This window comes from Lysinibacillus sp. F12 (assembly GCF_057773605.1).
The window spans coordinates 774,423-789,898 of the sequence record NZ_JBYMLP010000001.1 but is presented as its reverse complement, the minus strand read 5'-3'; the positions used below and the strand labels follow the sequence as shown (position 1 = coordinate 789,898).

At 37.2% G+C, this 15,476-nt stretch carries 18 protein-coding genes; 10 read left to right on the top strand and 8 right to left on the bottom strand.

Annotated elements, in window-relative coordinates:
* Positions 1 to 14 precede the first annotated feature (14 nt).
* A complete protein-coding gene (locus AC3CH7_RS04065; RefSeq protein WP_012293454.1) occupies positions 15 to 497 on the bottom strand; it encodes an NUDIX hydrolase in 483 nt (160 codons plus the stop codon).
* A gap of 200 nt (positions 498 to 697) precedes the next feature.
* Between AC3CH7_RS04065 and AC3CH7_RS04060 the strand changes: the two genes are divergently transcribed.
* Positions 698 to 1,141 carry a 2-thiouracil desulfurase family protein gene (locus AC3CH7_RS04060; protein ID WP_036167560.1) on the top strand — a complete coding sequence of 148 codons (444 nt, stop codon included), beginning with the start codon at positions 698 to 700 and terminating at the stop codon, positions 1,139 to 1,141.
* Between the two features lie 307 nt (positions 1,142 to 1,448).
* Positions 1,449 to 2,207 carry a DUF4184 family protein gene (locus tag AC3CH7_RS04055; RefSeq protein WP_036161034.1) on the top strand — a complete coding sequence of 253 codons (759 nt, stop codon included), beginning with the start codon at positions 1,449 to 1,451 and terminating at the stop codon, positions 2,205 to 2,207.
* Between the two features lie 111 nt (positions 2,208 to 2,318).
* Here the strand turns inward: AC3CH7_RS04055 and AC3CH7_RS04050 are convergent, their stop codons facing one another.
* The 5 genes from AC3CH7_RS04050 to AC3CH7_RS04030 all read right to left on the bottom strand — a co-directional run bounded on the left by AC3CH7_RS04050 (position 2,319) and on the right by AC3CH7_RS04030 (position 6,369).
* A complete protein-coding gene (locus tag AC3CH7_RS04050) occupies positions 2,319 to 2,825 on the bottom strand; it encodes a response regulator (RefSeq protein WP_488381591.1) in 507 nt (168 codons plus the stop codon).
* A gap of 46 nt (positions 2,826 to 2,871) precedes the next feature.
* On the bottom strand, positions 2,872 to 3,573 hold the full coding sequence (locus tag AC3CH7_RS04045) for a hypothetical protein (RefSeq protein WP_012293458.1): 702 nt from the start codon (positions 3,571 to 3,573) through the stop codon (positions 2,872 to 2,874).
* An 18-nt stretch (positions 3,574 to 3,591) separates the two neighbouring features.
* The gene (locus AC3CH7_RS04040) at positions 3,592 to 4,464 is read right to left on the bottom strand and encodes an ABC transporter ATP-binding protein (RefSeq protein WP_012293459.1); all 873 of its coding nucleotides are present in this window, start codon (positions 4,462 to 4,464) and stop codon (positions 3,592 to 3,594) included.
* A gap of 160 nt (positions 4,465 to 4,624) precedes the next feature.
* Positions 4,625 to 5,644, bottom strand: a complete 1,020-nt coding sequence (locus AC3CH7_RS04035; RefSeq protein ID WP_099805084.1) for an ABC transporter permease — start codon at positions 5,642 to 5,644, stop codon at positions 4,625 to 4,627.
* Positions 5,641 to 6,369 (bottom strand): ABC transporter ATP-binding protein, encoded by a 729-nt coding sequence (locus tag AC3CH7_RS04030; RefSeq protein ID WP_036167564.1) that lies wholly within the window; start codon positions 6,367 to 6,369, stop codon positions 5,641 to 5,643. The genes AC3CH7_RS04035 and AC3CH7_RS04030 overlap by 4 nt, the downstream gene beginning before the upstream one ends.
* Before the next feature lie 117 nt (positions 6,370 to 6,486).
* Between AC3CH7_RS04030 and AC3CH7_RS04025 the strand changes: the two genes are divergently transcribed.
* Entirely contained in the window at positions 6,487 to 7,083 is a 597-nt protein-coding gene (locus AC3CH7_RS04025) for a TetR/AcrR family transcriptional regulator (protein ID WP_099805086.1), read from the top strand.
* Positions 7,084 to 7,331: 248 nt separating this feature from the next.
* Here AC3CH7_RS04025 and madM read toward each other — a convergent pair whose 3' ends face one another.
* Together madM and madL are read right to left on the bottom strand one after the other, a co-directional pair.
* Positions 7,332 to 8,093 carry a malonate transporter subunit MadM gene (madM, locus tag AC3CH7_RS04020; protein WP_099805087.1) on the bottom strand — a complete coding sequence of 254 codons (762 nt, stop codon included), beginning with the start codon at positions 8,091 to 8,093 and terminating at the stop codon, positions 7,332 to 7,334.
* The gene (gene madL, locus AC3CH7_RS04015; protein ID WP_099805088.1) at positions 8,086 to 8,487 is read right to left on the bottom strand and encodes a malonate transporter subunit MadL; all 402 of its coding nucleotides are present in this window, start codon (positions 8,485 to 8,487) and stop codon (positions 8,086 to 8,088) included. Before madL ends, madM begins: the two co-directional genes overlap by 8 nt.
* A gap of 222 nt (positions 8,488 to 8,709) precedes the next feature.
* On the opposite strand from madL, the gene AC3CH7_RS04010 reads away from it, so the two are divergent.
* From AC3CH7_RS04010 to AC3CH7_RS03980, 7 genes are read left to right on the top strand one after another with little or no spacing between them, the layout of a single operon-like run.
* Positions 8,710 to 9,360, top strand: coding sequence for a GntR family transcriptional regulator (locus AC3CH7_RS04010; RefSeq protein WP_099805089.1), 651 nt, complete (start codon positions 8,710 to 8,712; stop codon positions 9,358 to 9,360).
* Positions 9,361 to 9,366: 6 nt separating this feature from the next.
* Entirely contained in the window at positions 9,367 to 10,290 is a 924-nt protein-coding gene (mdcH, locus tag AC3CH7_RS04005) for a malonate decarboxylase subunit epsilon (protein WP_306552420.1), read from the top strand.
* 27 nt (positions 10,291 to 10,317) lie between these two features.
* The gene (mdcA, locus tag AC3CH7_RS04000) at positions 10,318 to 11,976 is read left to right on the top strand and encodes a malonate decarboxylase subunit alpha (RefSeq protein ID WP_099805091.1); all 1,659 of its coding nucleotides are present in this window, start codon (positions 10,318 to 10,320) and stop codon (positions 11,974 to 11,976) included.
* Between the two features lie 16 nt (positions 11,977 to 11,992).
* Positions 11,993 to 12,844 (top strand): triphosphoribosyl-dephospho-CoA synthase, encoded by an 852-nt coding sequence (locus AC3CH7_RS03995; protein WP_099805092.1) that lies wholly within the window; start codon positions 11,993 to 11,995, stop codon positions 12,842 to 12,844.
* Between the two features lie 19 nt (positions 12,845 to 12,863).
* Entirely contained in the window at positions 12,864 to 13,160 is a 297-nt protein-coding gene (locus AC3CH7_RS03990) for a malonate decarboxylase subunit delta (protein WP_198694646.1), read from the top strand.
* Entirely contained in the window at positions 13,153 to 14,832 is a 1,680-nt protein-coding gene (gene mdcD, locus AC3CH7_RS03985; protein ID WP_099805094.1) for a biotin-independent malonate decarboxylase subunit beta, read from the top strand. The genes AC3CH7_RS03990 and mdcD overlap by 8 nt, the downstream gene beginning before the upstream one ends.
* Complete coding sequence (locus tag AC3CH7_RS03980; protein WP_447402753.1) at positions 14,823 to 15,449, top strand: malonate decarboxylase holo-ACP synthase; 627 nt, start codon at positions 14,823 to 14,825, stop codon at positions 15,447 to 15,449. The genes mdcD and AC3CH7_RS03980 overlap by 10 nt, the downstream gene beginning before the upstream one ends.
* Positions 15,450 to 15,476: the final 27 nt, after the last annotated feature.

Sequence of the window (15,476 nt, the reverse complement as noted above, 5' to 3'; positions counted from 1 at the left end):
ACGAGGCTTATTTATTATATTTTAGATGTTTGTTCAATGGGTGTTGAAGAGATATTGACTAATTTTTTGTCTTGATAAGTAAAGATGTATTCGTAGTTTGTTGGTTCATTAAGCATTGTAGGCAAATAATACTTTAAATCCGCAATGCCTACATTTTCAGGGTGGAAAATCCAAGAAAGCTCCTTCCAATCAAGAATGCCCTCTGCAACCTTTATCGGTGTAATATATGTAAATGAATCAGGAATCTCTGCTATAAACGCATACATACAGCCATAATCAATGACCCCATCGGTCCATGTTATTTTACCTTTATATGTAATATCCTCAACCGTAATACCTGTCTCTTCTTTAATTTCTCGTAGGGCACCAGCTAAAGGTGTTTCATTTTGTTCAATTTTACCACCTACACCATTCCATGCGCCCATCCAAGTTGGATAATCTCTATTAAGTAATAGGATGTGCTCCCCTTTTTTTAGAAAACAAATCGTAAATTCCACGAAAATCTACTCCTTCTTCTTTATTTTAAAATTCCCTATCAATTTCTTAGAAAGTTAAATAGATGGTTAATCCCTATTTTAGAACAGCTTTGATAAGTATTGTATCAGAGAAAATGCTAGGTCACTTAGTCATTTTCCAGGAACGCATGTTAAAATGATGTTATTCATACAGACGATCATCATGGAGGGAGAGGGAGGCAGTGATTTTAATAAGTGCTTGTTTAGCAGGATTAAATGTTCGTTATAACGGTACGAACTGTCTAGATGATAGTGTACAAAAGCTAGTGTTAGAGAAAAAGGCTGTCACCGTTTGTCCAGAGCTGATGGGAGGATTTTCAACACCTCGTGAGCCTGCTGAAATTGTGGGCGGAAATGGAGAAGATGTTCTTGATGGCAAAGCTACCGTTATTGAAAGGTCTGGCCGTGATGTCACAGAACTGTATCTGAAGGGAGCGTATGCGACCTTACAGAAAGCGCTAGAGGTGGGGGCGACTCAGGTCGTCTTAAAGGAAAATAGCCCATCCTGCGGTAGTACAGCGATTTATAATGGCGAGTTTAACGGGACTAAAATAGTTGGGGAAGGCGTAACCACTGCCTTACTTCGAAGAAATAATATTGTCGTGCTATCGGAAGAAAATATTTAGTGAAGTATGGTTCCTCCAGAAATCGATAAAAGGAGCCCCTAATGAGTAGGGGCCAAGCATAAATATCAATATTCATATTTTTAATGGCATGGCATTGCTCGCTACCAGTTGAATAGGTTTTACATACATTTGGGGCTCGTATCAATACTTCTTTTTCCATAGTAATCCTCCTTTTAATATATTAGTGTTATATGTAATGATTAGTAGGTCCTTATGAAATTATTAATAAATTCATACAGTCGGAGTAACCTTTTCAACTAAAAAACGTTGTATAATCTGCAAGATGTCATAAAAGGAGATGGAAGTTTTGCCATTAACATTTGCTCATCCAGCGGCGGTCCTACCTTTTTCTCGGAAAAGTAAATATATTCATTTTTCTGCCTTGGTATTAGGTAGTATGGCTCCAGATTTCGAATACTTTTTAAGGGGACGGCCAATAGGGGAGATTGGTCATACATTTACAGGGTTCTTTTTATTCAATCTTCCACTCGTTCTAGTAATCTACTTGATTTATCAACGGTTTATCCATCAGCCAATCATGAGCCATTTACCAGAATTTTTACAGGATTTTAATAGCTATCAAAAGGCAGGGACTAAAACTTGGAAAATCATTGTTTTTAGTTATTCAGCATTACTAGGTATGCTAACCCATGTCATATGGGATTCATTTACACATCAAAATGGGCTTATGGTGACCAATCTTCGTTTTCTTTCTCAAACATTTACTTTATTTGGCTTTCCAATTCCCATATATAAATTTTTACAACATGGAAGTACATTGTTAGGCATTTCGCTTATTTTGGGATATATGTATTACAGGGCATCTTTGATTAAACATAAAAAAGTGTCGGCCGTATCTCCTCAGAAAAAAATTGCTTTTTGGAGTGTACTAGCACTATTAACGTTTGTTTATGTAAGTCTTTGGCAGTTAATCAATGGCATTCCTTTAAGCAGCTATGGAGTATGGGTTGTCCGTATCATCGATTCATTTTTTGGTAGCGTACTTACCCTTTCATTCTGTTTAGCATATCGGAAAAGTACGATGAACGATAAAAAGACTACCTAAAATGGGAGTCTTTTACGAGATAGGGAGTGTGAGAATAAAGGTAGTACCTTCCCTGTGCTTGCTATGAAATGGAACCATGGTGTTCCTTCATAATAGACAAATAGATAGCCCCTAGCCCCGCTCCTTCGTTTTTAATAGCGGACTCTCTTTCGGGCTGGCGACCTCTAAAAAACGTTCGAAAATAAAGGGCATTTCTTCCGGAAACACCCCTGAATATAGAGTGTTTGATACTCGATATAAGTAGTAATAGTTATATCGAGTATCTCCAGTGGAGGTATGCTTTAGGGCATTGGTAATTGCCACTAGCTCACTTAGTGAAAATGGTTTAGTCATATAATCATCCGCACTGAATCCTAGCCCCAATACTTTATCGGTAACACTCCTTCTAGCACTCAAACTGAGTATCGCCACATTACTATGTTCACGGATTTTACGGCATATGTCGATCCCATCACAATCGGGTAGAGAAAGATCAAGGATTACGAAATCTGGAGCGGACTCTTGCAAATAAAGGATAGCTTCATGGGCAGCTCTTACAATATGTGAATGGAACTGATGAACGCTTAAGTAATCCTTTATAATATTGGCAATATCATTTTCGTCCTCCACAATTAGCATATTGATGTTCTTTATGAAACTATCTCTCCTTCATAAAAAGTGAGAATCATTTTCTTCTTCGGTTAACGAGGAAGAAAAATAAAGTAATGATAAGGGACGCGTAAATGATTATCCAAGCATAGTGCCAGTAAAATACGTTAGGGACTACTTCAAGTTGATCACCTACACTCATTATTTCTAGTGAAAAATGAACAGGTGGTAGTAGCCACAGGAGACTAGCTTGTATATTATTTTTTAAAGTAGCGATAACGACAGAAATAATTAGGATACTTATGACACCCCACCAAGTATTTTGCTTATTTTTTACAAGTTCTCTTGTGAACAAGGCAGTGAGTGCAATAGCAAGAATCGATAAACTAAAGTGTGACAAGAAACCTAATACTATATGTAATGGTTTGGGTGTTTCGAAAAACGCATCAATTAGAATCGGATAGAAGACAGAAACGCAGCTTAAGCTAAAAGCAATTAAACCACAAATAATGAAAACTCCCATATTGTAATGTGTTGGACTTTTGGCATGAAGAGTAGTAATCATCTTTTGTCCCTCATCCTCTGCATGAAATAACGTAACAGTAAACCAGCCCATTAAAAAGAATAGAATAAGTGATGTAAATGAATAGCTATCTAATATAGGATTAGGAACAAAGGTATAGTTAACGACAAGACATAGGATAAAAATAGTAAAAGGTGGTACGTATTGATAGGTTCTTAAATAATTGATCAATTGATAGCGCAATAAACTGCTCATCCTTTTCAATACCTCCTATTAAAAATGAGAAGAAAATTGTTCTTTTTTGTGATGTACATTAGTTAAATATTTAATAGAGGCATTTTTTTGTAGTAGCTTTAGCAATATTTGATCTGAATCCTTTGTCTGTACAATTGCTACTATTTCGAAATGCCCATTCGCTAAAGGTCGTTTTTGTTGGATATCCATCAAAGGTAAAATTTCATCTAGTAATGCTAAACTTGCAATGTCAAATAGTAGTCGATTCACAGGATAGCTAGTCAATTCCTTTGCATGAATAATTTGATTTTTTTGAATAAGCAAAACTGAATCGACAAGGTTTTCGAGTAATTTTGTTTCATGGCAAGTTAGGATGATGCTTAGTCCTTTATCTCTTACTGTAGCCAATATTTGTTCGAAATCATTTTGTGCTTTGGCGTCTAGCCCTGACAATGGCTCATCCATTATTAATAAATCTGTTTCTTCTAGCATGGCTTGCATGATCATTACCTTTTGCCTCATTCCTTTAGAGAAGTGGACGATCCTTGTATTTTGCGACTCTTTTAATTGAAACATATCAAGCAATTCTTCTATCTTTTGCAAAAGATGCCTTTTTGGCATACCTCGAATCCGGCCCATATGATAAAGATATTCTTGTGGTGTAAATAAAATATTTGAAGGGGTGACTTCTGGGACATAACCGACTTTTAGAGAGGTTTTATGCGCCACAATTTTACCGCTGTCTGGTTTAATAAACGCCGCAATAATTTTGAGTAAAGTGCTTTTTCCAGAACCGTTTTTTCCGACAAGCGCAATAATTTCATTGGCCGCAATCGAAAACGATGCATGATCTAAAATTGTTTTCCCATTGTATTGTTTACAAACGTTTTGTATTTCCAAAATAGTAGCCATCTTCACTCACCTTTATTCTTTGGATAATTATGATTATAAAATTATTATAAAGAAATTTGGTCTTTCACTCCAATAAAATTGGATAATTTTCCTGTATTTAGCTATTAATTTACTCGCAATAAAAAAGTTCTACTAATAAAGCAGAACTTTTAATGTTTCATTATAACGAACGATATTTTTTTAAACTGATAATATTTAACGTAATAAAAACAATAGCGAAACAAGCAAGTATGCTGAGATTCAGGATAATATCAGGGAAAGTATAACCTTTATACATAACGCCATTCAATGCGTCTGCTGCATAGTAAAGTGGCATGATTCGGCCGATGTTTTGAAGCCATTCAGCCATACTCTCAAGTGGGAAAATGCCCGAAAAGAATACTTGTGGAACAATAATTAATGGTATAAATTGCATCATTTGAAATTCAGAAGCGGCAAAGCTCGATAATAGCGCACCTAATGATAAGGATACAAGAGCGACTACCATATTAATAAGTAAAACAAGCCAGATTGAGCCTACATGGACAATATCAAGTACATAAATGCCAAACAACACGATAATAATCGTTTGTAGAAAGGCAAATAGACCATACCCAATCATATAACCTGCTACAATTTCGGAACGCTTAATGGGTGTTGCGAGTAAACGTTCCAAAGTTCCAGAGGTGCGCTCCTTTAACAGGGCAATGCCAGTAATTAAAAAAACAAAGAAAAAGATAAAGAAACCAATGAGCATGGGACTAAAAATATCAAAAATGGCAGTATCCTCATCACCATACACATAGTCTGTTTTCAAGCTTCCCATTGTTGAGGCTTGAGATGGCTGTAAAATTTGTGCAAGCTGCATGGTTAAAGCCTTTGACTGGGAAGGATCAGCATTTAATAAAGTTAATTTACTACTATTTGGCTCTATTGCTAGCCATCCATCATACTCATTATCCTGAAGTTGTTTTTTTGTAAAATTATTATCTTCAATAATAAAAAAATCCGCATTTTTTAGTTTCTCTATGATTGGCGTGGGGGCATCGGAGACAACTAATGTGATCGTAGCTTCGTTACTATTAAAAATAAAGTACATTAATGACAGTACAAGCAGTGGAGCTAAGAACAATAATGCAAGTGTCCGTTTATCTCGTTTCATTTGTTGGATGATTCTTGTTACCATTGCAGCAATTCTCATAGTCCGTCCCCTCCAGCCAATAAAAATACTTCGTCAAAATCTTTTGCTTGGTAATGTTCCTTTAATGCCTGAGGTGTACCCTGGGCAATAATCCGACCATTTCTCAGCATAGCTAATTGATCACATCTTTCTGCCTCATCCATTGCATGGGTCGTTACTAAAATGGTTTTATGTTTTTGTTCTTTTAAACGAATGAGCTCTTGCCAAATTTCTTTTTTGAGGACAGGATCAATACCTACTGTTGGTTCATCTAAAATCAATAGCTTAGGATCTTGAATAAGGGCAATTGCTAAGGATAATCTTCGTTTCATTCCGCCAGAATAATTCTCCACCTTAAGCTGTAAATCATCGGTTAGACGGACAAGATTGGCAGCATAGGCTACACGCTCCATTCGTTCTGCTCTGGATAAGGGATAGAGCTTAGCGAAGAAATGTAAATTTTCCTCCCCCGTTAAATCTGTATAAAGAGCATCTGATTGTGCCATATAGCCGATATCTTTCAATAATTGTTGATGAGGTACAACCAAATCTAATACTTCAATAGCGCCGTTATCAGGTTTTAGCATACCCATTATCATTTTAATTAACGTTGTTTTTCCACAGCCTGATGGACCAAGCAATCCCATTAATTGCCCCTTAGGGATATTTAAAGATAGGGGGGCAATGACCTGCTTATGATGAAAACTTTTTTCAAGGGCATTGATGGAGATGGCATGGTTTACCATATAAAATTCACTCCTTCACTGAACACAATGTTGATTTGATAAAAATTTTAAGGTAGCATGTGAGCAAATACAATAAACAGTTTGCCAGTATGTGTTAAGTAAATGGAGGGAAGCGCATTGTCCGTACATGACAAGATGAATTTTGAAACAAAACTAGCGATTAAAACGGCATTGATCCAGCAAGTGGAGGAGGTCGGCTTTGAACGTGTGACAGTAAAAAATTTAGCACTAACCGCTCAAATTAATCGAGGCACCTTTTACTTACATTATTCTGATAAATATAAAGTGATGGAGGATTTGCAGCAGGAACTTTTGATGGAATTGGAACGCTATGTGAAGCATGTACAACCAGTGGATGCTTTTCAAACTTTAAAAATGGGACAACTTTATCAACCGTTCATCAAGGTCATTACCTGCATCAAAGATCATGCACCTGCCTTTCGTATGTTATTAGGTGAACAGGGAAGTCCTAGCTTTACACAAAAAATGAAAACCATATTTGGCAATCATATTTTGGACAGATTGTCGGCGGTTCGCGAGGAAGTGAGGGACCCCGAATTTCAGCAATATTTACAAGCCTTTATAGCATCTGCAATTTTAGGAGTCATTCAAGAATGGTTAGAGAAGGGCAATGAGAATTTAACGGTAGAAGAAATGGTCACGTTGCATTTCCGATTATTACGATTTTTAGGCAATGTAGTGGCCAATGCTTAAAACGAGAAAGAGGTATCGCATGATAAAAAATCTATGAATAGATATTGATTCTACCTGCACTTATCTTACAAAATCTTATTCAATAATGATTCGAAAGTGACTACTCTAATGAGTCATATGTATTTGGTGGAAACAAGATGGGATAAGCATGACAGTACAATCTTTCTAGTCAAAAATCAGATAATGCTTGTCGAAGCGCAAGAAATCAAAAGTATTTTAAGTTGATTCTTGCGCTTTTGATATATTTATTAAAAAATCATAGCTGTTAATAAATAAAGAAGAGTAGGTGCAAGTAAGCATCCTAGGCCTGTATAGAAAGTCGCAGTAACTGCCCCATAAGGTACTAGTTTAGGATTTGTTGCGGCTAATCCTCCTGCTACACCCGACGTAGTACCCATTAGCCCACCATATACCATAGCAGTGACAGGGTTATTTAATCCAATAGACTTTGCAACAAAAGGTGTTCCTACCATTACTAGTACAGACTTTACCAAACCTGCAGCAATACTAATGGCCATGACTTCAGAGCTTGCACCTAATGCGGCTCCTGTGACAGGTCCTACAATATATGTAACAGTGCCAGCACCAATAGTTGCAATACTTACCGCATCCCTATAGCCGAAACTAACTGCAAAAATAACGCCAATTACAAAAGATAGTATGACACCAATAAATAAGGAGAGTACGCCTCGAAGTCCTGCTTTTTTTATTTCATCGAAATTGGCGCCAAAAGAGGTAGCAACAATAGCAAAATCTCGGAGCATACTACCGCCTAAGAAGCCAATACCAGCAAGGAAGCTAACATCGGAAAGGCCTTTTGTTCCACCAGTTGAAACCCCACCAATATAAGCTAAAATTAAACCTAGCACGATGGCAATGGCTGAGCCATGAATGAGTCCCTTTGTTAACTTATTTGAAATGAAGTAAGCGACCCACATGGTGAAACCAACAATTACGAATGCAGTAATTAATCCATTATTCGTTAAAATATTTCTAATTATTTCATGCATCCACTTCACCTCCCACTATTTGCTTATCCACTTCTACCATTGGCTCTTGCTTTCCACTTAGTAGGGGAACACAAATCCAACTAATAATTACCACAGCGACCCCTGCAATTATTGCTAATGGACCTCCTGTTAATGCACCTAGCACATTTTGACTTGCAGCCATAGCAATTACGACAGGAATATACATAGCGTTCCAAAAGCTTAAGCCATCCTTAGCAGGTTTGCTAATTTTTCCGGCTTTTACTAACTTATCAACAATAATGATTAATAACAGCATTGCTACTCCAACCCCGCCTACATTTGAATCAATTCCCATTAGAGCTCCAATAAATTCCCCGACAATTGTTCCCACTAAATAACACCCTGCTAAGATAGCAACTCCATAGATTACCATTTTCCCTGCACCCCTTTGTGAAATGATTTGACCTAATATTTAAAATATTCGGTCGACTGTATTCTGAAAATATCATAATTTATCCTCCATAATAAATCAACTAGAAAAATAGTGATAAGTAGAATATTATTGTTTTTTCGATTGAAAACATGAAAGGTATGTAGTATTGTTTTGGTATACAGTCGACTGTACGACTAGATTTTTACATAAGGAAGTGGTTGGATGGAGTACTTTACAGATTTATTGGATAACGCTTTATCGCGGACAGTGGCACAAAAAATTATGGATCAGATTTTAAATGGTGAACTGAAGCCAGGTGATCAAATAGTAGAAAGCTCCTATGCTGAAATGTTTAATACTAGTCGATCTCCTATTCGTGAAGCTATTTATTTACTTTCTACAGAGGGCCTTATTGAGAGAGTACCTCGTAAAGGTGCATTTATTAAAGGTTACACACTTACAGAGGTACAAGATTTGTTAGATATACGAAATAACTTAGAGATATTAGCAGCACAGAGAATTCATGAGCCTCAAAAAAAGAAAACATTACTTAATGAAATGAAAAAAATTGTTAAAGATATGGAAAAGTGTTCCAATCAAATGGAATATACTCATTTAAACTATGCCTTTCACTTTACACTTATTAAATTTAGTGAGAGTACAGTAATTGAAGGTGTCTATAGCAAAATAAGTTTACCATTATTGCGTATACAAGGTATTCATTTTTCTATTAATGACACAATTGAGAAATCACGAAAAGAGCACCGTAAAATTTATGAGCTTTTAAAGGACAATCAACTAGATGAATTGATTTCGATTTTAAGAAAACATACAGAAGATGTAATTTTCAATATTCGTCGACAAATTTTGTAAGGAGTGATGATTTTGCGAAGCGCTTTTTTATTTCCTGGGCAGGGCTCGCAGTTTGAAGGAATGTTAGATTATCTTCCTAAAGAGTGCTACGTGAAAGATATGCTAGAGCAAAGTAGTGATATTTTACAGCAAACAATATCAACATTACACAGCAAAGAAGCACTCTCAAAGACAAAGGCAGTTCAACAGTGTTTATTAATTTCCTCTGTAGCCACTTATAAGCTATTTGAAATGAAAGGGTTAATTCCTTCATTTTTGGCTGGTCATTCGGTTGGTGCTTTTGGAGCTGCCACCGCGGCAGGGACTTTAACTTTTGAAGAAGCATTAAAGCTGGTGACATTGCGGGGAGAATTAATGGAGCAAACATGTAGCGAAGGATTTGGAATGGGTGTTGTTCTAGGAATGAATGAGCAAGATCTTCTAGAAATCACAAATAAGTTTTCACTTGAACATGAACCAGTGTATGTTTCTAATCGAAATGCTCCTTATCAAATCACGATATCTGGCTCTTTGAGTGGTCTGGAAAAGGTAATTCATTATGCAAGTGCACATGGGGCTAAGTCCGCTAAATTATTGAATGTTTCGACTCCGTCTCATTGTCCTCTTTTTCAAAATGTTAGCCAACGATTGCTTGATGAACTCAATAAGATTGAACTGAAAAGACCGAAAATTCCGATTGCTAGCAATGTAAATGCACGTTTGTTAAAAACCGCAGAGGCTATTAAACAGGATTTAGCGATAAGTATTTGTCATCCCGTTCGATGGCATGATGCGACAAGTATTTTATATGAAAACGGAACTAGGCTATTCATTGAAATGCCGCCAGGTGACATTTTAACTAAGTTAGCAACAAGTGCATTTCCGGATGCCAGGTCTATATCCATCAGTAAAAATGGAATTGAGGACTGTTTATTTCTATTAAAAAATTAACGTAAAAACGTACAAGGGGTGTATGGCATGGTGTTAATTCATGAAAGTATAACAAGGAAATCTTGGACAACACGATTGGATGCAAAAAAGGAAAAATTAAGTAGTGTGAAAGATTTAGTAGATGGAGTAGTCATACCAACTAATCGTATTGTTGATGCGCTAGAGTGTCTCATTAAGCCCGGTGATCGTGTTGTACTAGAGGGAAATAACCAAAAACAAGCTTCATTTTTATCACAAGCATTAGCGCAGGTCAACCCTTTAAAGGTACATGATTTACACATGATTCTGTCTAGTATTTCTCGTCCAGAGCATCTTGATATTTTTGAAGATGGAATTGCTAAAAAAATAGACTTTTCTTTTGCTGGACCACAAAGCTTAAGAATTGCACAAATGATAGAGGACGGAAAAATAGAATTAGGAGATCTTCATACGTATGTGGAATTGTATGGTCGATTATTTATTGATTTAATTCCTTCCGTTGCATTAGTAGCGGCAGATAAAGCGGATAGGTTTGGTAATCTTTTCACGGGACCTAATACTGAGGAAACGCCCACTTTAGTAGAAGCGGCAGCGTTTCGAGACGGTATTGTCATTGCACAAGTGAATGAAATAGTAGATGAGCTACCTCGTGTTGATATCCCAGGCTCATGGATCGACTTTATCGTCGTTGCAGATAAAGAGTATGAATTAGAACCTTTATTTACCCGTGACCCAAGACATATTACAGATATTCAAATTTTACAAGCAATGATGGTAATCCGCGGAATTTATGAGAAGCATGGTGTGCAATCATTAAATCATGGCATTGGCTTTAATACAGCTGCTATAGAGCTACTATTACCAACATATGGCGAGAAATTAGGATTGAAAGGTAAAATATGTAAAAATTGGGTGCTGAATCCTCATCCTACGCTCATTCCTGCCATTGAATCAGGTTGGGTGGAAAGTGTTCATTGCTTCGGTGGGGAGCTAGGGATGGAGAAATACGTAGAATCAAGGCGAGATGTTTTTTTCACAGGTAGAGATGGCAGTCTACGTTCCAATCGAACATTGGCTCAATTAGCTGGTCAGTATGCGGTCGATTTATTTATTGGGTCAACCTTACAAATGGATGGATTAGGGAACTCTTCAACAGTAACAAAAGGCCGAGTTGCTGGATATGGTGGAGCACCAAATATGGGGCACGATCCGGGAGGGAGACGTCACTCGACAGAGGCTTGGAAAAATATGATAACATCCGAAAATTCTCTTGCAAGAGGGAAGAAGCTAGTTGTACAAGTTGCTGAAACATTTCAGGATGCTAATACACCAGTATTTGTTGAGTCACTAGATGCTATTTCTGTAAAAGATCAAGCAAAATTAGCTGTCGCCCCTGTCATGATTTATGGAGAAGATGTCACACATGTGGTAACAGAGGAAGGTATTGCTTACTTATATAAAACAGATAGCCCAGCAGAAAAACGTGAAATGATTGCTGCCATTGCAGGTGTAACACCTATTGGGATGAATCATAATCCGAAATTATCGAAGCAATTACGAGAAAAGGGATTAATAGCAATGCCAGAGGATTTAGGAATTAGAAGAGCAGACGCTAAACGCTCTTTATTAGCTGCCAAAAATATAGATGAACTTGTGCAATGGTCAGGAGGCTTATATACACCTCCAGCAAAATTTAAAAGTTGGTAATTTACGGGGGTGACCTATGGTTGGGGTTGATAAACAATATTTAGCCAAAACACTAGCTCAAATGGCTGTTTCATCTCTTATTGAAGAAGTCACATTGACTCCTAAACCTGGACTTGTAGATGGATGGGATCAAGGTGCTCATCAAGATTTAACGTTAGAGTTGATGATTGGCTCCGCACAATGTTTACGACATACATTTTATGAAATGGCCATGGCTGCTTTCAATGATGGACCCTCTCAAGCATTACGTGAACAAATTGGGGCAATAGGGCGTAAAGGTGAAAAAATGATGTTTCAATTTACTGGTGGTATAAACACCCATAAGGGAGCTATTTGGTCATTGGGGTTAATTACTGCGGCAGCAGCAATTTATGATGGTATGGCGGATGAAGAATCTATTTGTTTTACTGCTGGAGAAATTGCTCGCTATGAGGATCGATATATACCTAAAAATATGTCGAATGGGATGAAGGTTATTCATAAGTTTGGTGTTAACGGTGCTAGGGTAGAGGCTCAGTTGGCATTCCCACATATTCGACAATATAGCTTACCTGTGTTGGAGGCTTCCATGCGTAAAATGAATTATGAACAGGCTAAGCATTTTTCATTACTTTCACTTATAGCTCATTTAGATGATACATGCCTTCTTCATCGAGGGGGATTAGAAGGATTAAATTATGCAAAAGAACAGGCAAAACAAATATTAGAATCTGCTAATTTATTGGAGCTCGAAAAGATGAACCAAAGTTTTATAGATCGCAATCTATCACCAGGAGGTAGTGCAGATTTATTAGCAGCAACCATCTATCTGTTTAAAATCAAAAAATGGAATAGTTTATTGAAGGAGAAATTACTAGCAACTCATTAAACACAAAAGGGGTGTTTTTATGGAAAAGTTAATTTATTCATTCCCGGCATCTAAAGTGTTAGAGAATCGTGTGCATGTTGGGGTTGTGGGGTCAGGGGATTTAGAGGTTCTAGTAGAACCAACGAATGGTCAAGAAACGGTAGTAGAAATAAGAACAGGAATTACAGGATATAGCGAAACATGGAGGCAAGTCATTGAACGTTTTTTTAGTCAAAATGATGTCTCCGCACATATTACCATCAACGACTTTGGGGCAACTCCAGGTGTCGTGTCTATCCGATTAGCTCAAGCGCTGGAGGTGAGCAAAAATGCTTAAGCCACTAATGACTAGTTTAGTAGAGAGCTATGCAAGAGAGCGTGCCTTTTTAATTTTAGATTCTGGATACGAGATTTTAGGACCTTTTGATCGATTTGAATCGCCTCATTTAACTGCACAAAATATTGTACCTCAATATGATGATGGGATGATTATAGTGAAAGGAAAGCTAGGTGATAAACAAGCAGTTGTTATTGCAATTGAGGGAAGCTTCCAGGGTGGTGGTATTGGTGAAGTGTCAGGTGCAAAGCTAGCTGGAACATTGGAGAAAATTTTATCTGAATGTAAAAATGGACAGCTGATTTATCCAATTATTATTTATGATACAGGTGGTGTCCGATTACAAGAAGCAAACTATGGCCTATTATCAATTGCTGAAATCAGCTCGGCAATTGTAGAGCTTCGCGAACATGTTCCAGTAATCGGAATTATCCCAGGGAAAATTGGATCGTTTGGGGGTATGTCATTAACTGCTGGTTTATGTAGTGCACTTATTATGACACGTGAGGGACGTTTAGGAATGAATGGACCTGAAGTTGTTGAACAAGAGGCAGGAGTCAGGGAGCTAGATGCAAAAAATAAGCAGTTAATTTGGCAGATGATTGGTGGCGAAATACGAAAAGAAACAGGCCTAGCAGATGTAATTGTTGAGGACGATGTGCCAAATTTCCAGCAAGCCATTAAAGACATATGGAACGGGAAAGTAGAATGCAAAAATCGTATCAAAAAATATAATGAGTTTTTAACCTTCTATAAAGCTATAGAAATAGAAGAAAAAATTCTACCTAAACAAGCTATTAGTTTTTTTAAAACATACGACAAAGTAGCTGATAAACCATTATCACAGCCTAAAATAACTGTAGCTAGCCGTGGGCGAAGCTGGTTTAATGCTTTAACGAATACTGCTCCTTCTATAAGTGAAATACCTTCTGTTCTCGTTGCTGATGGTGAAGTACAGGGGAAAAGGGCACGTTTTATAACAGTTGTACCAAATCCCGATAATCCATACTATCGCGCTCGAAATGGTGAAGTTGGATTACTTGAGGGGTGGGCAATAGCAAAATATATATATGAAGCTATTGAAGAGGATCATGAAGAACAAGACAAGAGATTGATTGTACCAATTGTCGATGTTCCAAGTCAGGCGTTTGGCTATCATGAGGAGCTGTTAGGTATCTATTTAGCGTGTTCAGCAGCCGTGAATGCATACGCTTCAGCTCGCATAGTCGGTCATCCCATCGTAGCGGTGTTAGTTGGTAACGCTATATCTGGTGCATTTTTAGCACATGGTATGCAGGCAAATCGCCTATTAGCGCTAAATGATGAAGGTGTGAATGTACATGTCATGTCAAAAAAATCCGCTGCACTTATTACGCAAAGAACTGTTGAAGAGCTTGATGAATTATCTAAAGATGTCCCTTCCATGGCGTATGATATTCAGTCCTTTTACAAGCTTGGCGCAATACATCAGCTTATTGATGGAACTAATGCAACACAGCCTAATAAGGAAGATATTGAGTTGGTGCTAACAGAGATACAAAATGCTCATGAGGATATTATAGCTAAACCTAGTACGAGTCTAGCTAATCGACTCCATTCTGAAATTGCTACCTCATCTGGACGTCAGGCATCTATTAAAGTACGTGAAATGATTGATAGTCAATGGAAATAAATGTTCACGATATTCTTAAGTTCACAGATGTACATCAACTTAATGACCACACAGCAATTCCAGCATGGGTAACACGGTCTATTGAGTCAACCTCTTACGGCGTTGTTCGCAGAGCACCAATTATGAATCAATTAGTACCGATTGGATTACGAGGAAATGCTAGACATGAAAGATTTGGTACGTCAATTAATCAGCAATATATTTTAGACATTACAACACCCTGCTCATTAATAACCCAATTAGATTTTTTTAAGAACAATCGTTTTTATTCATTATTAAAGGAAATTCGTTATAAATTTGATTCTTATAAAATAAAATGGGGGCCAACTGGGAGTGTCGGCTTTGAGCTAGCAACTGGTATTCAGGTAACCACTACAACGAGTGATTTAGATTTACTTATTTGTCTCGAAGTTATCGATGAGAAATTGTTACATGAAATTAGTAATCTTTTAGTAAGCTCACACATTACTATTGATGCTCAAATAGAGATTCCTGGATTAGGAGCTTTTTTATTGAATGATTATGTGGAAAATAAAGAAAGGGGCTTTATTATAAGAACACTATATGGACCACAGCTATGTAAAATAGATGAAGAAAGAGTTCATTTATCTCTATAAAAAGTCCGTTAGCAGTCTTGAGGCTGT